21 protein-coding genes and 1 tRNA gene are annotated in these 23,224 nt (G+C 63.5%); 13 read left to right on the top strand and 9 right to left on the bottom strand.

From position 1 onward, the window contains the following. Positions 1-72: 72 nt before the first annotated feature. Together K288_RS0131815 and K288_RS0131810 are read right to left on the bottom strand one after the other, a co-directional pair. Positions 73-1,374 (bottom strand): dihydroorotase, encoded by a 1,302-nt coding sequence (locus K288_RS0131815; RefSeq protein WP_027583184.1) that lies wholly within the window; start codon positions 1,372-1,374, stop codon positions 73-75. A gap of 5 nt (positions 1,375-1,379) precedes the next feature. Beyond that, a complete protein-coding gene (locus K288_RS0131810) occupies positions 1,380-2,333 on the bottom strand; it encodes an aspartate carbamoyltransferase catalytic subunit (protein ID WP_027583183.1) in 954 nt (317 codons plus the stop codon). 115 nt (positions 2,334-2,448) lie between these two features. On the opposite strand from K288_RS0131810, the gene K288_RS0131805 reads away from it, so the two are divergent. From K288_RS0131805 to K288_RS0131795, 3 genes are all read left to right on the top strand, one after another. Then, the gene (locus tag K288_RS0131805) at positions 2,449-3,195 is read left to right on the top strand and encodes a M15 family metallopeptidase (protein WP_027583182.1); all 747 of its coding nucleotides are present in this window, start codon (positions 2,449-2,451) and stop codon (positions 3,193-3,195) included. A 146-nt stretch (positions 3,196-3,341) separates the two neighbouring features. Beyond that, entirely contained in the window at positions 3,342-4,988 is a 1,647-nt protein-coding gene (locus K288_RS0131800) for an acyl-CoA dehydrogenase family protein (protein ID WP_027583181.1), read from the top strand. A gap of 69 nt (positions 4,989-5,057) precedes the next feature. Beyond that, on the top strand, positions 5,058-5,825 hold the full coding sequence (locus tag K288_RS0131795) for a type II CAAX endopeptidase family protein (protein WP_027583180.1): 768 nt from the start codon (positions 5,058-5,060) through the stop codon (positions 5,823-5,825). Between the two features lie 99 nt (positions 5,826-5,924). Here K288_RS0131795 and K288_RS0131790 read toward each other — a convergent pair whose 3' ends face one another. The 4 genes from K288_RS0131790 to K288_RS0131775 all read right to left on the bottom strand — a co-directional run bounded on the left by K288_RS0131790 (position 5,925) and on the right by K288_RS0131775 (position 9,625). Next, the gene (locus tag K288_RS0131790; RefSeq protein WP_027583179.1) at positions 5,925-6,848 is read right to left on the bottom strand and encodes an AEC family transporter; all 924 of its coding nucleotides are present in this window, start codon (positions 6,846-6,848) and stop codon (positions 5,925-5,927) included. A 3-nt stretch (positions 6,849-6,851) separates the two neighbouring features. After that, a complete protein-coding gene (gene ruvX, locus K288_RS0131785; RefSeq protein WP_027583178.1) occupies positions 6,852-7,334 on the bottom strand; it encodes a Holliday junction resolvase RuvX in 483 nt (160 codons plus the stop codon). 291 nt (positions 7,335-7,625) lie between these two features. Continuing rightward, entirely contained in the window at positions 7,626-8,561 is a 936-nt protein-coding gene (locus tag K288_RS0131780; protein ID WP_027583177.1) for a cyclase family protein, read from the bottom strand. A gap of 173 nt (positions 8,562-8,734) precedes the next feature. Then, the gene (locus tag K288_RS0131775) at positions 8,735-9,625 is read right to left on the bottom strand and encodes a LysR family transcriptional regulator (RefSeq protein ID WP_027583176.1); all 891 of its coding nucleotides are present in this window, start codon (positions 9,623-9,625) and stop codon (positions 8,735-8,737) included. A gap of 107 nt (positions 9,626-9,732) precedes the next feature. Here K288_RS0131775 and K288_RS0131770 point away from each other — a divergent pair, with 107 nt between their 5' ends. The 9 genes from K288_RS0131770 to K288_RS47155 all read left to right on the top strand — a co-directional run bounded on the left by K288_RS0131770 (position 9,733) and on the right by K288_RS47155 (position 18,987). Beyond that, entirely contained in the window at positions 9,733-10,713 is a 981-nt protein-coding gene (locus K288_RS0131770; RefSeq protein ID WP_027583175.1) for a nitronate monooxygenase, read from the top strand. A 102-nt stretch (positions 10,714-10,815) separates the two neighbouring features. After that, positions 10,816-11,892, top strand: coding sequence for a nitronate monooxygenase (locus K288_RS0131765; protein ID WP_027583174.1), 1,077 nt, complete (start codon positions 10,816-10,818; stop codon positions 11,890-11,892). Between the two features lie 81 nt (positions 11,893-11,973). Beyond that, positions 11,974-12,261, top strand: coding sequence for an Asp-tRNA(Asn)/Glu-tRNA(Gln) amidotransferase subunit GatC (gatC, locus tag K288_RS0131760; protein WP_027583173.1), 288 nt, complete (start codon positions 11,974-11,976; stop codon positions 12,259-12,261). Between the two features lie 30 nt (positions 12,262-12,291). Beyond that, positions 12,292-12,504, top strand: a complete 213-nt coding sequence (locus K288_RS0131755) for a hypothetical protein (RefSeq protein ID WP_027583172.1) — start codon at positions 12,292-12,294, stop codon at positions 12,502-12,504. Then, on the top strand, positions 12,501-13,976 hold the full coding sequence (gatA, locus tag K288_RS0131750; RefSeq protein WP_027583171.1) for an Asp-tRNA(Asn)/Glu-tRNA(Gln) amidotransferase subunit GatA: 1,476 nt from the start codon (positions 12,501-12,503) through the stop codon (positions 13,974-13,976). Before K288_RS0131755 ends, gatA begins: the two co-directional genes overlap by 4 nt. 1 nt (position 13,977) lies before the next feature. Continuing rightward, positions 13,978-14,256, top strand: coding sequence for a hypothetical protein (locus tag K288_RS0131745; RefSeq protein WP_027583170.1), 279 nt, complete (start codon positions 13,978-13,980; stop codon positions 14,254-14,256). Positions 14,257-14,490: 234 nt separating this feature from the next. Beyond that, positions 14,491-15,852, top strand: coding sequence for a patatin-like phospholipase family protein (locus K288_RS0131740; RefSeq protein WP_027583169.1), 1,362 nt, complete (start codon positions 14,491-14,493; stop codon positions 15,850-15,852). Between the two features lie 125 nt (positions 15,853-15,977). After that, complete coding sequence (gatB, locus tag K288_RS0131735) at positions 15,978-17,462, top strand: Asp-tRNA(Asn)/Glu-tRNA(Gln) amidotransferase subunit GatB (RefSeq protein WP_027583168.1); 1,485 nt, start codon at positions 15,978-15,980, stop codon at positions 17,460-17,462. Between the two features lie 1,342 nt (positions 17,463-18,804). Then, positions 18,805-18,987 (top strand): hypothetical protein, encoded by a 183-nt coding sequence (locus K288_RS47155; protein ID WP_043161249.1) that lies wholly within the window; start codon positions 18,805-18,807, stop codon positions 18,985-18,987. A gap of 135 nt (positions 18,988-19,122) precedes the next feature. Here K288_RS47155 and K288_RS52785 read toward each other — a convergent pair whose 3' ends face one another. Continuing rightward, positions 19,123-19,563 carry a hypothetical protein gene (locus K288_RS52785; protein WP_152535764.1) on the bottom strand — a complete coding sequence of 147 codons (441 nt, stop codon included), beginning with the start codon at positions 19,561-19,563 and terminating at the stop codon, positions 19,123-19,125. Between the two features lie 126 nt (positions 19,564-19,689). Here K288_RS52785 and K288_RS0131705 point away from each other — a divergent pair, with 126 nt between their 5' ends. Further along, complete coding sequence (locus tag K288_RS0131705; protein ID WP_160169029.1) at positions 19,690-20,772, top strand: site-specific integrase; 1,083 nt, start codon at positions 19,690-19,692, stop codon at positions 20,770-20,772. Between the two features lie 17 nt (positions 20,773-20,789). Here the strand turns inward: K288_RS0131705 and K288_RS0131700 are convergent. Both K288_RS0131700 and K288_RS0131690 read right to left on the bottom strand, forming a co-directional pair. Further along, a tRNA-Ser gene (locus K288_RS0131700) sits at positions 20,790-20,883 on the bottom strand. 812 nt (positions 20,884-21,695) lie between these two features. Then, a complete protein-coding gene (locus K288_RS0131690; protein ID WP_027583162.1) occupies positions 21,696-22,553 on the bottom strand; it encodes a hypothetical protein in 858 nt (285 codons plus the stop codon). Positions 22,554-23,224 lie beyond the last annotated feature (671 nt).

Below are 23,224 nucleotides of genomic sequence, written 5' to 3'. Positions count from 1 at the left end.
GTTTCGCGGGTATCTCTTTTCTTTGACGCGTTTTCTTGACGCGAACCGGTACCCACTTCGCTTGAAAACGCTTTAGACATGTTCATACACCGTCCGCCCGCCGACAATGGTGCGCACGACGCGGCCGGAGAAGCGGGCCTCGTCGAACGGCGTGTTCTTGCACAGCGATTTGAGGTCGGCCGGATCGAGCACCCAGGGCGTATCCGGATCGATCACGATCACGTCGGCCGGCGAGCCGGCACGCAGCGAGCCGCCGGGCAGGCCCAGCAATTCGGCGGGTCGGGTCGACATCGCGCGGATCAAGGTCTTGAAGTCCATCTCGCCATTATGGATCAAACGCAGGGCCGCCGGCAGCATGGTCTGCAGCCCGACCGCGCCGAAAGCGGCCTCTGCGAACGGCAGGCGCTTGACCTCGACGTCCTGCGGATTGTGGTCGGACATGATGACGTCGATGAGACCGGAGGCCAGCGCCGCGACCAATGCCTGGCGATCGTCCTCGGTGCGCAGTGGCGGCGATAGTTTCAGGAACGTCCGGTAGGGCCCGATATCGTTCTCGTTCAGCGTGACGTGGTTGATCGAGACCGAGGCCGAGACGTCGGCGCCGGCATCGCGGGCGCGTTTGAGGATCTCAAGCGACTCCGCCGTGGTGAGGGAGGCGGCGTGATAGCGCCCGCCGGTCAGCGCCGCGAGCCGCACGTCGCGCTCGAGCATGATCGACTCGGCGGCGTTCGGGATGCCGGCAAGCCCCAGCCTCGTCGCAAACTCGCCCTCGTTCATCACGCCTTCGCCGACGAGGTCGGGATCCTCGGTCTGATGCACGATCAGCGCGTCGAAGTCGCGGGCGTAAGTGAGCGCGCGGCGCATCACCTGCGCGTTGGTGACGCTCTTGTCGCCGTCGGTGAAGGCGACCGCGCCGGCGGCCTTCAAGAGGCCGATCTCGGTCATCTCCTCGCCGCCCAGGCCCTTGGTCAGCGCCGCCATCGGATGGATGTTGACGATCGCGGTGTCGCGCGCGCGGCGCATCACGAAATCGACGGTCGCCGAATTGTCGATCACGGGCGAGGTGTTCGGCTGGCAGATGATGGTGGTGATGCCGCCGGCGGCTGCGGCGAGGCTTGCCGACGCAAAGGTTTCGCGATGGATTGCACCAGGCTCGCCGACAAAGGCGCGCATATCGATCAGGCCGGGAGCCACGATCTTGCCGGCGCAATTGACGATGTCGGTGCCTTCAGGGACGCCGGCAGCGCCGATGCCGCGCTTGGAGTCGCGGATCATGCCGTCGGCGATCAAAACGTCGGCGGGCCCGTCGAGATCGCGGGAGGGATCGACGACGCGGGCATTGGCAAGCAGGATTGGACGACGATCGGTCAGCATTGATCTCACGCGTTCGGCAGGTTGCGGGCGAGCGCTTCGAGCACCGCCATCCGCACTGCCACCCCCATTTCGACCTGTTCGCGGATCACCGACTGTGCGCCGTCGGCGACAGCCGAGTCGATCTCGACGCCGCGGTTCATCGGCCCCGGATGCATCACCAACGCGTCTGGTTTGGCGTAGGACAGCTTCTTCTGGTCGAGGCCGAAATACTGGAAGTATTCGCCCGACGACGGCACGAAGGAGCCGTTCATGCGCTCGCGCTGCAGGCGCAGCATCATCACGATGTCGGCACCGTCAAGCCCCTCGCGCATGTCGCGGGCGACTTCGACCCCCATCCGCTCGATGCCGCGCGGCAGAAGCGTCGACGGCGCGACCACGCGGACGCGGGCGCCCATGGTGTTGAGCAGGAGAATGTTGGAGCGCGCGACGCGGGAATGCATGACGTCGCCGCAAATCGCGACCACAAGCCCCTCGATCCTGCCCTTGTTGCGGCGGATCGTCAGCGCATCGAGCAGCGCCTGGGTCGGATGCTCATGCGCGCCGTCGCCGGCATTGATCACGGAACCGTCAACCTTCCGCGCCAGGAGTTCCACGGCGCCGGAGGCGTAGTGGCGCACCACCAGGATGTCCGGGTGCATCGCGTTCAGCGTCACGGCGGTATCCATCAAGGTCTCGCCCTTGCGCATCGAGGACGAGGACACCGACATGTTCATGACGTCGGCGCCCAGCCTTTTTCCCGCGATCTCGAAGGAGGATTGCGTGCGGGTCGAGGCCTCGAAAAACAGGTTGACCTGGGTGCGACCGCGCAGGGATGCGCGTTTCTTGTCCACCTGGCGGTTGAGCTCGACATATTCCTCGGACAGGTCGAGCAGCCCGGTGATGTCGGCAGCGGAAAGCCCCTCGATGCCCAGCAAATGCCGGTGGCCGAGGACAAAGGTCGATTTCAATGATGGGGTCATTAAAGCGAGAGCTATAGGCGGGGATGGTCGGCGGGGCAAGCGGGAATAGGGGACGGATGAGTTATCCCCGGGTCTGTCGTAGTCTTGCCGTGCCAGGCCGTGATGGGGGAGTTTCGTGAAAATTGTCGTGATCGCGCTGATCGCCGTCACCTTGGTCGTGCCGGCCCGCGCACAGCAGTTGCCGGGTGGTTTCGTGTTCCTGCGCGACATCGATCCCACGATCATCCAGGACATCCGTTATGCCGGCCCGAACAATTTCGTCGGCCGGCCGCTAAGGGGCTACGGCGCGGCCGAATGCGTGGTGAAGCGCCAGGTCGGGCTCAGGCTGAAGGCCGTGCAGCAGGAACTTGCGGCGCAAAAGCTCTCGCTGAAGATGTTCGACTGCTACCGGCCGGCGCGGGCGGTCGCCGACATGGTCGCATGGTCGCGAGATGGCAAGGAGACGGCGGCCGGCAAGCGCTACAATCCGGCGTTCAGGAAGGTCGATCTGTTCCGCCTCGGCTATATCGCTGCACGATCCGGCCATTCGAGCGGGGCCGCGCTCGATTTGACGCTGGTCGATCTTGCCGCTGACAATTCCGGCAAGTTCGATCCCGCACGAGACTATGCCGACTGCACGGCGTCAGTGGAAAAGCGGGCGCCGGAAGGCAGCGTCGATATGGGTACGGGCTATGATTGCTCCGACGTCAAGGCGCATACTGCCGCACGCTCGATCAATCCAGAGCAGCGGCGGTGGCGGAGGGTGCTCGTCGCCGCAATGGCGCGACAGGGCTTTGTCAACTATTCCAAGGAGTGGTGGCATTTTTCGCTGCCCGGCACGGGCGGTCAGGCCTATGATTTCGCGATTCCGCCGCGGCGCTAAAGCGTGATGACTTTCTTCGAATCGTCATCCCGCTTTAGCTCCTTGTTTGAGCATGATCTCCGCGCAAACGCTTCGCGTTTGTCGCGAGGGAAAACCGGTGTGCACTTTTCCGGATCATGCTTTAGTTCCGGCTTTCAGGAAGCGTCATGACCCAATCGAGCTTCTCGACCCACGAGGTCTTCAACCAGTCGCCGCCGTTCGAGGACGTCGATCTGTTCACGCTCGACACGCCACTGCTGGAGGCGGTGGTCGCCAATGGCGGCGGCTCGGCGAAAGGCGAGCTCGCGCAATTCGGCAAGCATTGGGGCTCGTCGGTCATGGCGGAGCGCGGCCGCATCGCCAATGAGAACACGCCGAAACTGCGCGCCTTCGATGCCCGCGGCAACCGGCGCGATGTGGTCGAGTTTCATCCGGCCTATCACGAATTGATGGCGCACAGCGCGCATGCCGGCGTGCACAACTCGACCTGGACCACCAGCGGCAAGCCCGCGGGCGGCGCGGCGGAAGTGGTGCGCGCAGCAAAATTCTATATCGCCGCGCAGGTCGAGACCGGGCATCTCTGCCCGATCACCATGACCCGCGCCGCCGTCGCCGCGCTGGCCTCGCAGCCGGATCTCCTGGCGCGGACGATGCCGGTGATTGCCACACGCTCCTACGATCCGAGCTTCATGCCATGGTGGGAGAAGCGCGGCATGACGCTCGGCATGGGCATGACCGAGAAGCAGGGCGGCACCGACGTGCGCGCCAACATGACGCGCGCGGCGCGCGACGGCGATGCGTATCGCATCACCGGGCACAAATGGTTCATGTCGGCGCCGATGTGCGACGCATTCCTGGTGCTGGCGCAGGCCGAGGAGGGCCTGAGCTGCTTCTTCATGCCGCGCTTTGCGCCGGATGGATCGGTCAATGCCATCCACTTCCAGCGCCTGAAGGACAAGCTCGGCAACCGCTCCAATGCATCGTCGGAGGTGGAATTCCACGGCGCCTATGCGGAGCGGATCGGCGAGGAGGGCAAGGGCATCCGCACCATCATCCAGATGGTGCAACTGACGCGGCAGGATTGCGCGATCGCCTCCGCCGGCCTGATGCGCTCGGGGCTCGCGCATGCGCTGCATCACGCGCGCCATCGCAGCGTGTTCCAGAAGCATCTTGCCGATCAGCCGCTGATGCAGGCGGTGCTGTCGGACATGGCGCTGCATGTCGAGGCAACGATTGCACTGGTGATGCGGCTGTGCCGTGCGTTCGACCGGACGCCCGATGATGCCAAGGAAGCCGCCTATATGAGGCTGCTCACGCCAGCGATCAAATACTGGACCTGCAAGAGCGCGCCCGGCTTCCTCTACGAGGCGATGGAGTGCCTTGGCGGCAACGGCTATGTCGAGGAGGGTATTCTGGCGCGGCATTACCGGGAGTCGCCGGTCAATGCGATCTGGGAAGGCTCGGGCAATGTGATGTGCCTCGACGTGCTGCGTGCGCTGTCACGTGAGGCCGACGCCGCAGCGGCGATCCTGCAGGAGTTGGCCGCGGAGACACAAGGGCTATCAGGCGCAAGCGAGGCGGTGGCCTTCATCGGCAAGGCGTTCCGCAGGTCCGACAGCGAGCGCGTCGCGCGGCTTGCGGTCGAAAAGCTGGCGCTGCTGGCCGCGAGCGCCGCGCTCAATGGCGTGATGCCGCGTCACGCCGAACTGTTCGCAGCGACGCGGCTCGCCACCACGCATGCCGGCATGTACGGCGCGGTGGAGCTTGCCGAGAGCGACATCCGCGCGCTGCTGGAGCGGGCGTTGCCACATTGAATGCCGCACATCCCATCATGCCCGGGCTCGACCCGGGCATCTACCCCTCTCGTGCCACGCAGAGAAGAAGTGGATAGCCTTAGTCCCGAAAATCCGCCGCTGACCATCGCTCCATCGCCGCCGCGGGTGTGGAAATTCTGGGGTACGACGCTCTGGGGATTGTTCGTGTTCGGCGGCTTGTTCCTCGGGCAGCTCGCCGTCGTCATCTATTTCATGTTGAAGCAGGGCGCGCCCGATATCGCGACCGCCGTCCACGTTCTGGGCGGTGGATGGACCATTGCGCTCTCGGTCACCACGGGACTGCCAGGGGTGCTGCTGGCGCTCTGGATCGCGATCCGTCCGACCCGGATTTCCTTTGCCGATTACCTCGCGCTGCGCTGGACCTCCTGGAAGAACTTCGCCATCGGCGTGGCCGCGCTGGCGTTATTGGCTGGCGTGTGGGAGTTGGTCTCGCGCGCGCTCGGCCGCGAAGCCTCGCCGGGCTTCATGGGCGAGGTGTTGAAGGCGGCGCAGGCCGAAGGCGCGCTTTGGCTGCTCGTCGTCGCATTCTGCATTGCCGCGCCGATATCAGAAGAGCTTTTCGCCCGCGGCTTCCTCTATCGCGGCTGGTCGGAAACGGCCCTGCGGCCCGGAGGCGCGATCCTGCTGTCGTCGCTCGTCTGGACCGTGCTGCATCTGCAATACGACTGGTTCTTCCTGAGCGAGGTTTTTTCGATCGGACTCCTGTTCGGGTATCTCCGCTACCGATCTAACTCGACCTGGCTCACGATCGTGCTGCATGGGCTGAACAATCTGGCGGCGACGCTGCAGACGTTGTGGCTGGCGGGGCAGTCGTAGCCGCTTGCTCAGCCGTCATTGCGAGCGGAGCGAAGCAATCCATGCCTACGCGAGTGGCACTATGGATTGCTTCGCTTCGCTCGCAATGACGGGGGTGTGCTACGCGATGAGCGAAATCACAATTGGCATCGTGATCGCCGCCAGTATCGTCTGAAGCGTGATGATCTGGGCGAGCAGCGGTGCGTCGCCGCCCATCTGGCGGGCGAGCACATAGGCCGAGGAGGAAGTGGGTACCGCCGAGCCCACGGCGACGATCACAAGGCTCGGGCCGGAAAGGCCGAACGCGAATCCAAGCGCCACGCCGAGTACCGGCATGGCGATCAGCTTCAGGAACACCGTGACGCTGGCGGCAAGACTCGGACGCAACATGCCTTCGAGGTGCAGGCCGGCGCCGGTGACGAGCAGGCCGATCGCGAGCGAGGAGCGGCCGAGCGCATCGGCGACGTCATGCCAGAGCTTGGGCAGCGGGAAGTGGGTCACGTTCAAGACGAGCCCGACGAGGCAGGCCCAGATCAGCGGGTTTTTCACCACCGTCATGACGATGGTGCCCGCCGATTGCTTTTGCGGCGCGGCGTAGTGCGCGAGCACGGAGACGCTGAACACATTGACCAGCGGGATGATCGCGACCATCGCCACGGAAGCGAGCGCCAGCCCGACATCGCCGTAGAGGCTGCCCGACACCGCGAGCGCGACATAGGTCTGCCAGCGGGTGGCGCCCTGGAACACCGAGGTGAAGGCGGGACCGTCGACGCCGCTGCGCGCGAGCAACGGTCGCAGCGCGAGGCACAGGAGCGACATCGCCAGCGCCGAGAGGAACAGCGCGCCGCCGACGCCGCCGATCGGCACCTTCGTCAGATCGGCCTTCACCAGCGTCTGGATCAAGAGCACCGGAAACAGCACGTAATAGGTCAGCCGTTCCAGGCCCAGCCATTGCATCTCAGGCTTGAGCAGTGTCCGCTTCAGGATGAAGCCGAGCACGATCAAAAGGAATGTCGGCAACAGCGCCGCGATGACGACGGCCATGCTTCAGCGTTCGCCCCGCAATTTTGCCAGCCGATCCAGCGCGCCCTGCAGGATGAAGATCGCGGCGTGTTCGTCGATCACCTCGGCACGCTTGGCGCGGCTGACGTCCATGCCGATCAGTTCGCGCTCGACGGCCGATGTCGAGAGGCGCTCATCCCAGAGCCCGATTGCCAGCGTCGTCAAGTTTGAGAGGTTGCGCGCAAAGGCGCGGGTCGATTGCGCCCGCGGCCCCTCGCTGCCGTCCATATTGATGGGAAGCCCAAGCACGAAGCCGACCACGTTGCGCTCGCCAGCGATCGCGAGCAACCGCGCTGCGTCGGCCTTGAACGCCTTGCGCTGGATGGTCTCGACGCCGGTCGCCAGCCGTCGATCGGGATCGGAGACGGAAACGCCGATGGTCTTGGTTCCGAGATCGAGCCCGATCAACGCGCCGCGCTCGGGCCAGTGCGCGACAGCTTCGATCAGGGGTAGGACAGGGCCGGGCATGACAATGCGCTTAACACGTGGTGCAGTGCGGAGGCAAAGCTCTCTCTTCAGTAGCCCGGGTGGAGCGCAGCGTAACCCGGGAGCGCTCGCCAACGCTGACGCAAATGCCCCGGGTTGCGCTGCGCTCCACCCGGGCTACGAGGCTCGCTGGGGGCAGAGGCGCAAGTAGGAGAGAGCTGATCCCCACCCGGTTTGCGCGTTGCACGCGCAAACCGAGTGATCTTCCCCCTGAAAGGGGGAAGGTCGGGATGGGGGGCTGCCGCGAGTCATACTGCCCGAGTGGAGAGACCGTCAGCGGATCGCGATGGGGTTGATCATGCTCTGCACGCCGCCGCGCCAGCGCGGCTGCCCGAGCACGAACAGGAACTCATACCCCTTGTCCTTGGCGAGCTCGGCGGTATCCATGTTCTCCAGGATGTAGGTGCCGTTCTTGGCAAGCAGGATCTGGTGCACCTCGAACACGTTGGGGCTTTCGAACGGGATGGTCTCGACCGCCCAGGTGTCGGCACCGACGGCGACCACGCCCTTGCCGGTGAGATAATTGGCACCCTCGACCCCGAGGCCGGGTTCGCCCGCGGAATAGCGCTTGTCATCCTTGCCGATCAGGCTGAGCCAGCCGGTGTGGAAGATCACGACGTCGCCCTGGCGGATTTCGACGCCCTGCTTCTTCGCAACTTCCTCGATCTCCTTGACGTTGAAAGCGGTGCCTTCCTTGACCACGTCGGTGTTGTAATAGGCGGCCATGTCGAGCAGCACGCCGCGCGCCACCATCGGCGGCACCTTCTCGATGCCGAGCTTCTTCAAGCCGGTGGGATCGGCGAAATCGGCGAGCTTGTTGCCGTTGTAGTAGACATGCTCGATGCCGAGATGGCCGAGGCCGTCGAGCTGGCTGCCGATGCCGACCCAGGTGTCGAGGATGTCGTCATTGTATGTAGCCTTGTTCGGACCGATGCCGGAGCTGCCGGCCTGTCCGGGCTGGACGACGGTGATCTTGAAGGTGCGCGGCGGATAGGCCGGCGTCTTGGTGTCGACGGGAATGCCGAGCGCGTAGGTCTTGCCGGTCTTCACCAATGACGCGGCTTTGACGACGAGCTCGGGTGTCATGTAGTTGGCGGCGCCGATCTCGTCGTTCGGCCCCCATTTCGACTTGGTCCAGTCTTGTGCGCTTGCCGTTCCGACCGTAGCCAACAAAGCAACAGAACAGCACAACACGAATGCGGTGCGCATCGCAGTCCCTCCCAGATGTTGACGTTATGGTTGTTGGTAGAAAGCGCCACATACTAACGTAGCTGCGCGGAACGATCCAAAAATTTTTGATGACGCATGCCGCACCACACGCGCCAAACGTGTGATGGCTCCGTCATAGAAATATGGCTTCGGTATTTCGCGGAGCGGAACGATCAGGCCGCGATGACCCGATCATCCTGGTCAAGGCAAGCGGCGAAACTCTGCAGCGCGCTGTATTGATGGGCGCTGCGGCGCTGGATGAAGATCGTTTCTGCGCGCGCATAGGATGGGTCGAGCGTGTGGATGCTGACGCTGGCATGCAACGCGTTGCGCTCGACGACGACGCGCGGCAACAGCGTCACGCCCATGTCGGCGGCGACGCAGCCGACCATGCCGTCGAGCGTGCCGAGCTCGAAGCGCGCGGCCGAGGGCCAGCCGAAGTCGGTGAAGATCTGCTCGAGCCGCTGGCGATAGGTGCAGCCGGTGCGGAAGACCAGCGCGGTCGGTCCGGATTCCGACGTGCCCGCGCGCAAGGCGGCGAGGTTGGCCCAGCGGCGCGCAGTGACCAGCACCAGCTCTTCGCGGAAGGCGAGGGTGGACGTGAGCTCGGCGTGATCGATCGGACCGGCGACGAAGGCGCCGTCCAGCGTGCCGTCGAGCACGGCGGTCACGAGATCGGTTGTGGTCGCGGTCTTCAGCGTCAGCCGCACGGCCGGAAAGCGGCGATGGAATTCAGCAAGCAGCACCGGCAGGCGGACGGCGGCCGTCGTCTCCATGGAGCCGATCGCGAGCGGTCCCTTCGGCTCGCCATCATCGCGCGCGGCGAGCATCGCTTCGCGCGAAAGCGCGGCCATTCGTTGCGCATAGGGGAGCAGGCGTCGTCCGGCGCCGGTCAGCGTCATGCCGCGGCTGTGCCGTTCGAACAGCGCGGTGCCGATCTCGGCTTCGAGCGCCTTGATCCTCTGGGTGACATTGGACTGCACGGTGTGCAGCTCGTCAGCGGCGCGGGTGATGCCGCCGAGGCGGGCGACGGCTGCGAAGGTCTGAAGGTCGGTCAGTTCCATGGTCGCGGCCTGCGTTTCATATTTGAGATGGTTGCGTTCTCAAGTATTCATTTCGACAGAATGCTACCGCTGCCTAATCTGACTGTCCAGATTACCGGGGGGAAACGATGCCGATCGACACACCATTGACCGCGCTTCTGGGCATCCGTCACCCGATTGTGTTGGCGCCGATGGATCTGGTCGCAGGCGCGCGACTTGCGAAAGCCGTCAGTGATGCCGGCGGCTTTGGCATCCTTGGCGGCGGCTATGGTGACCGTGCTTGGCTGGAGCGCGAGACGGCGAAGCTCGGATCTTGCACCGCGCCGTTCGGAATCGGCTTCATCACCTGGAGCATGGCGAGGCAGCCGGAGCTGTTGGATATCGCGCTTGCCGCAAGTCCGCGCGCGATCATGCTGTCATTCGGCGATCCGAAACCGTTTGCACCAAAGATAAAGGCGGCCGGTGCGCTTCTGATCTGCCAGGTGCAGGACGAGGAGATGGCGCGGCAGGCGCTGGAAGCGGGCGCCGACATCCTTGTCGCGCAGGGAACAGAGGCGGGCGGTCACGGCGCTTCGCGCACCACGCTCGATGTGGTGCCTGCGATCGTCGATCTTGCCAGCGGTCGCGTGCCTGTCGCCGCTGCGGGCGGCATCGCCGATGGCCGCGGGCTGGCGGCGATGTTGACGCTCGGCGCCTCCGGCGTGCTGCTCGGCACCCGCTTCTATGCGAGCGAGGAGGCTGACGGCGCGGAGGAGGCGAAGCGGCGCATCTGTGCGGCCAAGAGCGGCAATACCGTACGCAGCATCATCTTCGATCTCTCGCGCAACAATGTCTGGCCGGCGCCTTTCACCGGGCGCTGTCTCATCAATGATCACGCGCGGCGATGGATGGGGCGCGAAGTCGAACTGATGCAGCACGTGAAGACGGTTGCCGCCGAATATGCCGAGGCCAGAGCCACCGGCAATTTCGACATGGCCGCCGTCATCGCGGGTGAGGCGGTCGGGCTGATCCACGACATTCCGCCGGCGGGCGAAATCGTTGGCAGGATCGTGGGCGAGGCCGAACAGATCCTGCGCGGGCAGCGCAATTCTTTTTCCTCTCCTTTGTAGGAGAAGGCGGCGCGGATCCAAGCCGCGCCGGATGAAGCCTTCTCTCCCCGGGCGCAGGTGGGAGAGGGCCTAGCAGTGAGCAAATGGGGAAATAGCTGAATCATGTGGCCGGACCGCCGAATTGTCGATCTGTTCAAGACCGAATTTCCGATCGTGCTCGCGCCGATGGCCGGCGTGATGGATGCAGACCTCGTGATCGCGGCCGCGCAAGGCGGCGCACTCGGCTCGTTGCCCTGCGCGATGATCTCGGCGGAGAAGGCGCGCGAGCAGGTCAACATCATCCGCCAGCGCATCTCGGCGCCGATCAACATGAACTTCTTCTGCCACCAGCCGGACGATCTGGATCCGCAGCGCGAGGCTGGCTGGAAGGCGCAGCTCGCAGGTTACTACAAGGAGCTTGGGCTTGATCCCGCGGCGCCCGTCAACGCCGCCAACCGTGCGCCGTTCGATGAAGCGATGTGCGAAGTGGTCGAGGAATTGAAGCTGGAAGTCGTCAGTTTCCATTTCGGCTTGCCGGCGGAACGGCTGCTCAGGCGCGTCAAGGACGCCGGCGCGATCGTGATGTCGTCGGCGACCATCGTGAAGGAGGCCGTCTGGCTCGAGGAGCACGGGGCCGATGTCATCATCGCGCAGGGTGCGGAAGCCGGCGGCCATCGCGGCATGTTCCTGACCGAGAATATTGCCGAGCAGCCCGGCATCTTCGCGCTGGTGCCGCAGGTGGTCGATGCGGTGAAGGTGCCGGTGATCGCGGCCGGCGGCATCGCGGACGGGCGCGGGATCGCGGCGGCGTTCGCGCTGGGCGCCTCCGGCGTGCAGATCGGCAGCGCCTATCTGCGCTGCCCGGAGTCCAGGGTGGGCCCGGCGGCGCGTGCCACGCTGGCGCAGGCGAGGGACGATTCCACCGTGATCACCAATGTGATGACGGGGCGGCCGGCGCGCGGGGTCGCCAATCGCGTGATGTCCGAGATCGGGCCGATCTCGCAGGATGCGCCGGCCTTTCCGCATGCTGCAACCGCGCTGGCGCCGCTGAAGGTGGCTGCCGAAAAACTCGGCAGGGTCGATTTCACCAATATGTGGGCCGGGCAGGCGCTGCCATTGGGCCGCGAAATGCCGGCGGCGGAGCTGACCCGGGCATTGGCCAGCGAGGCACTGGCGCGGATGGGCAAATTGGCGGGCTGATCGGGCGCCGGCCGCGGTTGCGGCGCAAAACCGGCGTCTGCTATACGGCGGGCTGATCTTGCTGCCCAAAGGCCCTATATAATGTCAGTCGACGCCATGACCGTCCGCCGCATCGCGCAACTTGCGCGGATCGCGGTCTCCGAAGCTGAAGTTCCCCATCTGCAGGGCGAGCTGAACGCTATACTCGCTTTCGTCGAGCAGCTTTCGGAGGTGAATGTCGAGGGCGTCGAACCGATGACCTCGGTGACACCGATGGAGATGAAGAAGCGCGCTGACGTGGTCAATGACGGCGAGATTCCGGACGATATCGTCCGCAATGCGCCGGCCACCGAGAATCACTTCTTCCTGGTGCCGAAGGTCGTCGAGTAAGTTCCTCTCTCTTGTTTTGCGGGAAGTCCGATGTGTCTGCTCTGCGACGATGAAAAGGCCTATCAGGCCTACATGAACTATCTCGACGCGATGGAGCGGCAGGGCAAGGCCGCCGATCCGAACGCGGTGATGCAAACCGTGCTGGATCAGCTCGAGGCTGCCGACAGGACGCGCGCCAAAAAGGACGATCCCGCCGACGACAAGACCCTGTCTCCGTTCTTCTGCAGCCCGATCAATAAATGACCGATTTGACATCGCTGACGATCGCCGAGGCCCGCGAGGGCCTGGCGAGCAAATCCTTCACCGCGCGCGAGCTCACCGATGCGCATCTTGCCGCGATCGAGGCGGCGCGCGTGCTCAACGCCTATGTGCTGGAGACGCCGGGCCGCGCGCGCGAGATGGCGAAGGCCGCCGACGAGCAGATCGGCAGGGGCGCTGGCGGGCCGCTGGCGGGCATCCCGCTCGGCATCAAGGACCTGTTCGCCACGCGCGACATCCGCACCACCGCGTGCTCGAAGATCCTCGGCAATTTCGTGCCGCCTTATGAATCGACCGTGACCTCGCAGCTCTGGCGCGACGGCGCGATCCTGCTCGGCAAGCTCAATAACGACGAGTTCGCGATGGGCTCGTCGAACGAGACCTCCTGCTTCGGTCCGGTGGTCAATCCGTGGCGGCGCGAGGGCTCCAACACGCATCTGGTGCCGGGCGGCTCCTCGGGCGGCTCGGCATCCGCGGTTGCCGCGCTGCTCTGCATGGGCGCGACCGCGACCGACACCGGCGGCTCGATCCGCCAGCCGGCAGCGTTCACGGCAACCGTCGGCGTGAAGCCGACTTATGGCCGCTGCTCGCGCTGGGGCATTGTCGCATTCGCGTCCTCGCTCGACCAGGCCGGCCCGATCGCGCGCACCGTGCGCGATTCCGCGATCCTGATGCGCTCGATGGCGGGGCACGATCCCAAGGACACCACCTCGGTCGATATCGGCGTGCCCGACTATGAGGCCGCGATCGGCAAGTCGGTGAAGGGGATGAAGATCGGCATCCCCAAGGAATATCGCCTCGATGGCATGCCGGCCGAGATCGAGAAGCTCTGGAGTGAAGGCGCGGCATGGTTGAAGGCCGCCGGCGCCGAGCTGGTCGAGGTGTCGCTGCCGCACACCAAATACGCGCTGCCGGCGTACTACATCGTGGCGCCGGCGGAAGCGTCGTCGAACCTGGCGCGCTACGACGGCGTTCGATACGGCCTGCGTGTGCCCGGCCGCAGTATCGGCGAGATGTATGAGGACACCCGCGCCGAAGGCTTTGGCGACGAGGTGCGGCGCCGCGTCATGATCGGCACCTATGTGCTCTCGGCCGGCTATTACGACGCCTATTACCTGCGCGCGCAGAAGGTGCGGACGCTGATCAAGAAGGATTTCGAGGACTGCTTCGCCAAGGGCGTGAACGCGATCCTCACGCCGGCAACGCCGTCGGCAGCGTTCGGCGTCGGCGAAAAGGGCGGCGCCGATCCGGTCGAGATGTATCTCAACGACATCTTCACGGTGACCGTGAACATGGCAGGCCTGCCCGGCATCGCGGTCCCCGCGGGCAAGGATGCGCAGGGCTTGCCGCTCGGCCTGCAACTGATCGGGCGCGCCTTTGATGAAGAGACGCTGTTCTCGCTCGGCGAAGTGATCGAGCAGGCGGCCGGACGCTTCACGCCGCCGAGGTGGTGGTGAGATGGCGGATTTCCGCGCCAGCCTTAAGGACGCCGCGCCGCAGCCTTCGCTGTCGCCGCCGCTGGCGGCGTTGTGGTGGGCGGCGAAAGGCGATTGGGACAAGGCGCACCATATCGTGCAGGACGAGAGCACTGCGGAGGCCGCCTGGGTGCACGCCTATCTGCACCGGGTCGAAGGCGATCTCGGCAATGCCGGCTATTGGTACCGCCAGGCGGGCCAGCCGGTAGCCAAGGATGGGCTCGACGCCGAATGGGAGCGGATCGTCTCCGCCCTGCTCTAGATTGTTTGCTCGAAAACGCTCTAACCTCCCCAAGTTGTGAAGGTTTTCGTGGTTCATTTTGACGCGGTTTCTTTACTTGACCGCGCTTCAACTCACTCAGATGGACATTGGCTTCGTCTATGCGCGCCACGCGGGCGCCCAGATTGCTCGCGATAGGCTTACTGGACGCGTGGCGGGGGCCTGCGAAAGAGAGTTCGTGTGCGTAGATCGGGCATAGGGGCGTGGCTGTCGACGATGCTGGCAGCCAGTTTTGCGGTGGCGCTCGCTGGATGCGCAACCGTCTACAACCTGCCGAGCAATGTGCCGCTTGCCAACGCGCTCGCCGATAGCAGTGTCGGGCGTGACATCCCAAGCTATAATGACGATGTGCTGGTCGCGCTGTCATTCTCCGGCGGCGGCACCCGCGCGGCGGCCTTTTCGTTCGGCGTGCTCAAGGAGCTCGATCGCTCTCACGGTGGCTCCGGCCAGGGGAAAACGCTGCTCGATCGCGTCGACTTCGTCTCCGGCGTGTCCGGCGGCTCGATCACCGCCGCCTATTTCGGTCTGAAGAGGCGCGCCGCGCTCGACGATTTCCGCGAACGCTTCTTGCTGCGCAATGCGGAGGAGGGGCTGAAGACCAATGTCTCGCTCGGCAACATCGGCCGTGCGCTCGCCGGCGGCGTCAACAACAGCCAGTTCACCGAATGGCTGGACCAGAACGTGTTCGACGGCGCGCGGTTCGATGCGCTGCCCGACGACAGGCGGCCGAAGGTCTGGATCAACGCCTCCGATATCTACAACCGCACGCCGTTCGTGTTCGGCAAGACCGCCTTTGATGCGCTGTGCAGCGATATCCGCTCCTATCGCGTGTCTGAAGCGGTTGCCGCATCGGCCGCGGTGCCGCTGGCGTTCGCGCCGATCGTGCTGGAGACCTATCCCGGCGGCTGCTCGAAGCCGCTGCCGGCCTGGCTCGAGCGCGTGCGGCGCGATCCGAACGCGCAGCCATTGCTGCGCTCGTTTGCGGAAGCCAATGCCCGGTACCGCGACGGCTCCATGCGTTACGTGAAGCTGCTGGACGGCGGGCTCGTCGACAATTTCGGCCTGTCCGGTCTCAGCATCGGACTGTTGGCGGCGGAGCGGCCGTACCAGCCGTTAACGGAGCGGCAGGCGGTGAAGCTCCGGCGGATCCTGTTCATGGTGGTCGATGCCGGGCGCGGCATATCCGGCAATTTCGCGCAGCGCATCGAAGGCCCGAGCGGCGTGGAGCTGGTCGCGGCGGCGGCCGATACCGCCATCGATGCCAGTGTGCGCTCGAGCTACGCGGCATTCTCGGGGCTTGCCACCGATTGGTCCGGCAAGCTGAAGCGCTGGCGGTGCGGACTGTCGGCGGCGGATCGCGCCCGCCTTGGCGTCGGCGGCAACTGGCAATGCGGTGATGTCCAGATCTATGTCGAGCGGCTCGGCTTCGATCAGTTGGGCGAGCAGCGCGCGGGCATCCTGAACGCGATCCCGACGCGGTTCGCATTGCCGCCGGAACAGGTTGACCTCTTGATCGCGGGCGGCGCCGACGCGCTCCGCCTGAGCGCGTCCTACCAGGCGTTTCGACGCGGGCTTTGACCGCTCAAAACCCGTTGTTCGAGCATGATCTTTTCCGGATCATGCGCTCCGGCTTGACTGGCGCGGTCCGTTGCGCGAAGCCCAAAGCCGTCCCAGATATCAATATTGTCCGGAAACCGAGACCAATGAACGCACCTGTCACATCACACAAGCTCATCAAGGGCGCGACCGGCGACTGGGAGACGGTGATCGGCATGGAGATCCATGCCCAGGTCGTCTCCAATTCAAAGCTGTTCTCGGGCGCCTCGACTGCGTTCGGCGGCGAACCGAACAGCCATGTGTCGCTGGTCGACGCGGCGATGCCGGGCATGCTGCCCGTGATCAACGAGGAATGCGTGCGGCAGGCGGTGCGCACCGGGCTCGGGCTGAATGCCAGGATCAACCTGCGCTCGGTGTTCGACCGCAAGAACTATTTCTATCCCGACCTGCCACAGGGCTACCAGATCAGCCAGTACAAGTCGCCGATCGTGGGGGAGGGCGAGGTGGTGGTCGAGCTCGATGGCGGCCGCAGCGTCACTATCGGCATCGAGCGGCTGCATCTTGAGCAGGACGCCGGAAAGTTGCTGCACGACCAGTCGCCGACGATGTCCTATGTCGACCTGAACCGTTCCGGCGTCGCGTTGATGGAGATCGTCTCCAAACCCGACATCCGCGATGCCGAGCAGGCCAAGGCCTACGTCACCAAGCTGCGCTCGATCCTGCGCTATCTCGGCACCTGCGACGGCGACATGGAGAAGGGCAATTTGCGCGCCGACGTCAACGTCTCGGTGCGCCGGCCCGGCGGTCCGCTCGGTACCCGCTGCGAGATCAAGAACATGAACTCGATCAACTTCATCGGCCAGGCGATCGAGTATGAGGCGCGGCGCCAGATCGAGATCCTCGAAGATGGCGGCAGCATCGACCAGGAGACGCGGCTGTTCGATCCCGGCAAGGGCGAAACGCGCTCGATGCGCTCCAAGGAGGAGGCGCACGACTATCGTTATTTCCCCGACCCTGACCTGCTGCCGCTGGAGTTCAGCCAGGCGTTGGTCGACGAGTTGAAGACGGAGCTGCCCGAACTGCCCGACCAGAAGAAGGCGCGCTTCATCGCCGACCTGGCGCTGTCGCCTTACGACGCCGGTGTGCTGGTCGCCGAGCGCGAGAGCGCGGAGTTCTATGAGGCGGTGCTTGCCCGCCTCGCCGACCGTGCACGCGACGGCAAGCTCACGGCCAACTGGGTGATCAACGAGCTGTTCGGTCGCCTCAACAAGGAAGGCCGGGACATTACGGGCTCGCCCGTTTCCTCCGAGCAGCTTGCCGCGATCATCGATCTGATCGGCGAGGGGACGATTTCCGGCAAGATCGCCAAAGATTTGTTCGAGATCGTCTGGCAGGAAGGCGGCGATCCGCGCGCGCTCGTCGAAGCTCGCGGCATGAAGCAGGTCACCGACCTCGGCGCCATCGAGAAGGTGGTCGACGACATCGTCGCAGCCAATCCGGACAAGGTGGCGCAGGCGAAAGCGAAGCCGCAGATGATCGGCTGGTTCGTCGGACAGGTGATGAAGTCGTCGGGCGGCAAGGCCAACCCGCAGGCCGTGAACGATCTCCTGAAGTCGAAGCTCGGCCTCTGAACGCATCGCTCGCGGACGCGAACGGCATCGCAACAGGCACTCTGTGCGATGCGCGAGGGCGTCCGCGGCTCGCTTCTCGCGCCTTCGATCACCGCGTCGGGATCATCGCTCAACCGAATCGGCCGACCGCGATTCGTCCGAAAAGGCCGTTTCGGAGGGCGGAGATGCCGCGGATACGGCTTACCCACGAAATTTTTTTTGCTGCCGGAATTGGCGTCCCGACGCCCGCGCGAGGCGCTCTCAGCCCGCTTGGTAAGTCTCGCCGACTTCTTCGCCACATCGCGCGCGAAGAAACGATGATTCAAGAAACGCCTGTGGCACAGGCACTTTCTGCATCATCGATGAATGTCGATGCTGATCAGTGCTGCATTTCCTGCGTCATCGCATCGGCGCAACGTCGCGCTAGTGCTTGGCGCACACGCACTTTTCGCACCCCGTAACATCAACACTTCCTTAAGCTGGACGCTGTTTTTTTTGATGTGTTGGTGTATTCGGGATGCAGTGCATCTCGATTCCCGAGTGCACGCAGCGAAGTAAAGCCATCTCACGATATTGGAGGGCAACATGGCGAAGAAAGCTAAGAAGGCGAAGAAGGCGAAGAGCGCAGTGAAGAAGACTGCGAAGAAGACCAAGAAGGTCGCGAAGAAGAAGAAGTAAGTCTCGCCCAAGAGAGGATGCCGGCAGCTTGATGCCGGCCCGTCACCCGGACCCTCGGACGATCTGCTTCCTTGAAGCAATCCACTCAGGCGGATCCGGTTGACGAAAGAGGGTGTCGGCGAGACATCAGGTCAAACGGCTGGATCGCCTTAAGGGCTCGCCCTTCGAAGTCGGTCCGGCAGAAGAACAAGGTTTCTTCGTTCGGTGCGGACCTCTATTCGGCTCCGCAATTTCACAGGGCCAAAGCCCATAGTGAGATCTGATCCTGACGTGTTCGCCGACGCCCTCGTTCCAATGGCCGGCCGTTTGGTGCCGGCTTTTTTTATTTCCCGATCTCCCTCACATGACGACCGGTTGGTTTTCCGCCGATATGGCGGGCGGCGGTTCTGCCGCGTCCGGTTGGCGTTTGCGCGCGATGGTTATCGTTCCGCCAACCGCCAGGGTAAACCAGACTTCACCATTGCCCATAAACCATTGTGCTGCAGGCACTTCTCGGATTTTGGGAACCCGCCGCGCCCCGCGCGTTTACACGCCGTTCATCGCGATACTTAAACTGCTTTTCAAATTTGGCCGGCATGATCTCCCCAACAAGCCGGCAAACGGCGTTGGGGAAGCAAGGCGTTGAAGTGGACGGGGGCCGCGCTCGGGGGAGAGGCGGCCAACAATAAAAAGGGGAGCTACGAGAATGTTTCAGGGACATATCGATCTGGAGACGGCCATTCCGGTGGACGCGACCGCGATCTCGGACGTGCTGTTCGAGCGCGGTCTCTACTGGGCCAGCGGCCGCTCCGGCGTCGTCAACCTGGTCGCGGCGCACAAATGGTTCACCTCCGCAACATCCAGCAGCAGACGCTCGACGCTCTGTTGAGGATCGAGGAGCTGCTGAAGCAGAACTTTGAGGTCCGCACCGAGTGGACCGGTGAGGACATTACCGACGTCGTGACGAAGATCACGCCACAACGCACGCCCTTCCTTGAGGCCGGCAGTGGCGCGCTACTTCGCGTCACAAGCGGCCCAGAGGAGACCTCGCGCCCACGAAGGCGGAAGCGCTTATCGGCCGCGTCTCGGTATCGCCTGTAGCTGCCGTATTGCCGTTCACTGCGTGGAAATGCGTGTTGCTGATGCCGGCCGTGCTTCCGATGATCTGATGACCATGGTTGATGTCCGTAGTGTTGGTAACGGAGCCAGGAACAGGTCCTATGCTGAATGCACCACCGCCAGGAATGCCTACGCCGCCGCCAAAGTAGAGCGTATTGCCCTGCTGCACGTGCGAGTGCGGGTTGCTCGCGTTCATTCCCTGGCTGGTGAAGTTCATACCGTGGATGTGGTCCGCGCTCTCGGTGCCGGTGTTGATGGCAACGGAGTGGACATGGGTAGCGAACGCGCTGACCTGACGGGTACGTGAACATTTGGGACGCGCTGTCGCGGCGCTTCCACGGGGCAAGCAAGGCATTCCTGAAGCATGTTGCTTACAAGTCGTCCTACGGCGGCACGACTGACCCTTGGTTGGATCACATGGTTCGCGAGGAAATCGACGACCTGCTTCAAGAGCGCGCGGAGGCGCATCGCTATGGCATACGCTGAAAAGCGGGACGGCCGGCTTACTGGCCGTTGGATTGGAGAGGTGAAGGGGTCGGGCTTTCCCAAGCGCGCCTTCGACACCAAGCGCGCGGCCAAGGGCCACGAGGCCTACATACGCGAGACTGGCGAGGAGCCCCCACGCGCGAGCGGGGAAATCTCGGGCAACACGTTCAAGAGCGTGGCGCAGGAGTTGAAGGACGCGGGCGGCCCTGAGGGTACCTGGGCCAACGGCAAGGACCCGACTGTGCTGAGCCGGCTGCAGTTCCTGATGGACCTGAAGTCGTTCGGCGACCTTCCCATCGAGCACGTCACCTATGGCGAGGCTGAGAAGGTGGTTAAGAACCTCGCCAAGCGCCGAGGCCAAGCCGTGGGCAGCTTGCTGGCCGACAGCACCATCAACCGCTACCTGACGGCGCTGTCCTCGGTGATGACCTACGCCGAGCAGAAGGAATACATCGAGCGCGCCCCGAGCCTGCCCTGGCGCAAGGAGGCCAAGAAGAAACAGGCCACCTACACCAAGACGATGGAACAGGCCGTCATTGGCGTTCTAAAGGCCGAGGGGCACGATGTGGACGCCTTCCTAGTCGAAGTGCTGTCCCAAGGCGGCATGCGCGTGGGCGAGCTTCTCAACGCGCGACCAGAGCAAATTGAAGACGGCTTTGTGTCGCTTGATGATCCTGAGGACATCAAAAATGAGGACCCACGCGAGGTCTATATCGGCGAGGCGAACGCCGACAAACTGCGTGTTCTCATCCGCGAGAACAGACTGCCAACTTATCAACAACTCTACAACCATGTGCGCGCGGCGGTGAAAAAGTGTGGGTACGAGGTGAAGCGTCCGCTCCACGCCGTACGCCATACAACCGCGACGCGCACGGTGAACGAAGAGCAAGACATCCAAATGGCCAAGGAATTACTTGGACATAAGTCAATCCAGACCACGCTGCGCTATCGGCACGTTTCCAAGGACGTTCGCCGTGCGCGTGCGAAAAAACTTCACCCACACCTTGGGAAAGAGGCCGGCACAGACGGCACAGTGCCTGAGGTCGTGAAATTCCCAAAAGCCAGCTAAGTCATTGAAAAGATTGCTGGCGGAGACGGAGGGATTCGAACCCTCGATAGGCCTTTACAAGCCTATAACGGTTTAGCAAACCGCCGCCTTCAGCCACTCGGCCACGTCTCCAGTAGCGCCGATATGCCCGACGCGCGGGCGAGCCGCAAGCGGCAGATTCAGGGGACACCTGACTGTGCGCCGGCATTGGCAGCCCTGCGGCTGATTACGTTGTGGATAACATCTGACCTCTAACACGCGACTCAGCCGAATAATATTGGCGATTCTGAAATAATTCTAGTTATTTCAATTAGTTATGTCGCTGTCCGCTTGGAAAGGGTCGGGCAGGCTATCATGGTCAGCCTCACCAGGGCTGAACCCTAACGTTGGCGCTATCGAGACATAACGCGATGCTTTCCGGGGGGCCGAAACCCCTGGGTTCCCTGTTCCGGGGAATCATATTTCGGGCCCATGGCTCGCGGCCCGCAGCGCGGGCGACCTGACCCTACTTCCTGAGCGCAAATTTGCGCTCCGAACCAGCATCACCTCGGGGAGTTCAAGTCAGGACGAATAGCCCCGGGGCCATGCTCGACGGGGATCGATCAGCCGAACTGACAGGCTGCGCCTCCAGCGAAGAACGGGATTCCAGATGAGGCGTTTTCTGGCGATCTTGGTTGTTGGCCTGGTCGTGCCGGCAGAGGTGTGGGCGAGGTGCGAGTGTCAGTGCATCAACGGACGGATGCAGCCGATCTGCACCAATCCCGGCGAGCTTCTTCCGCCAAATTGCCCAATGACGGTATGTGCGATGACGGGGCCAACGATCGCGCCGATCCAACCTCCACAGCCGCCGCCGCCCGGGACGTCCGTGTGTTCGCAGCAGCAGGGTCGCCGCGTCTGTCGTTGAGCGCGCCGCTTCGGATCGTCGACCCGTGCGACCGCTTCGTTCAATTGATGAATCGAACGGCGAGCATCAGTCTGTCGCCTTGGGTGGGCGGCGTTGCGCGGTGATAGCAGGACGTATCCTGCACGAAGCCGAGGCCTGCAGGCCCTTCAATGACAATTTCGTTCTCGATACCGAATTGCTGCCGCACATCTGCTTCGCTCGCCGTCGCCGAGCCGAGCAGCATGCGAAGCGGCTTGCGATTGTGCGATCGCTTCATCATGCAATGCGCACCAGAATGGCGGTCGGTATCAGTGATGTAGAAGCTCGCATACACGAAGTTGAACCCGCCGACGTCATAATGGTAGTCGATGACGTGATGCCTCATCTTTCGGCGCGCTTCGTCGGAGAAGTCCGACGCGAAGCTCCAATCGAGGATGGTCATCACCCGACGCGGCTCGTGCCCCAGATAGCCCCGCACAATGGCGCGAAGCACGGGATCATTGACGACGGCCTGCACGGCAGGGCATCGCGAGGGCTCGCGAAGACCTCCGACCGGCACCGATCTTCCATCGACGCATTTGCCCCGGACCACGTCGCCATATTGGAATGTGGGACCGGTCGGATCGAAGATGGCGTGAAGCGGTTCAGACCTGGCAAACGCCTCGATCTCGGCGACTATGTCAGGCGGGAGTTGCAAGCCGATAAAGACGGCTTCTTCACGAATGGTCTGCACGACGCGAGAAATGTCGGTGTCGAGAAATAGCGTCGTACGTTCGTCGGCGTCAGAGACGGCCGTGCCTCCAAAACTTTCTGCCAGATGCCGCACGCCGCTGTAGGCGGATCGGACCGTCTTGAACCTTCCGAGCGCATAAGAGAGGTCTCCCCGAGCAATCCGGGTCGCAATGGTCTGGAGGTTCATTCGGCGCTCCATAAACTGTTGCTATAACTGTTGCTATCTAATTTCGGTCTCGCTCGCTTCTCGCTTCGACCAGGCCTCAGTAGAGTTGCAGCATCAGACAGCCTGCCGCCACGGCATCCGCGGCAACATGCAGTCCGACTTCAGCTTTCGATCATTTGGAGGAGCAGCCGTGGACACGGCTCGGTAGTAGATGGCTCCACAATCATCGATAGAAATAAACAGTCGAACCGCTTTACGATGCATGGGAATTTATACTCTGTCATTAATTTATGTAAATCAATTAAGCTGGAATCTGTTAATTTGGGCGGTTTAATTGTTAAAATCGATTTAATTATCCATTGCGCCGAGACCGCATTGAGGGCCTGTTCCCGTTGGGGAACCCGGTGGCAGGAAGCGCGGCCGACGGCAATCGTCGGCCCAAACGGCCTTGATCGCCGACGCGACGCTGCAGTCGGCCGTTGACGAAATCGGCAAGGCCGCGGCAGTCACGGTGTCGGATCGGAGACCGGTTGAACCGGGAGCGCTCGCGCAAGGCGGCGCATACGGGTTCCCGGAGCGGGGGCGAAGGCTGACGTAATCTGCTGATCTAATCTAGAGAGTGCCGCCCGCAGGCTGCGAGACCGAACCTTTGTTAGAGTGATCACTGGGACGCTCGCATTGCGAGCTGCCTG

Source organism: Bradyrhizobium sp. Ai1a-2 (assembly GCF_000426245.1).
In the GTDB taxonomy this organism is placed as follows: Bacteria; Pseudomonadota; Alphaproteobacteria; order Rhizobiales; family Xanthobacteraceae; genus Bradyrhizobium.
Note: the sequence above shows the minus strand (reverse complement) of the source record. Positions and strands in the feature narration are given on the sequence as shown.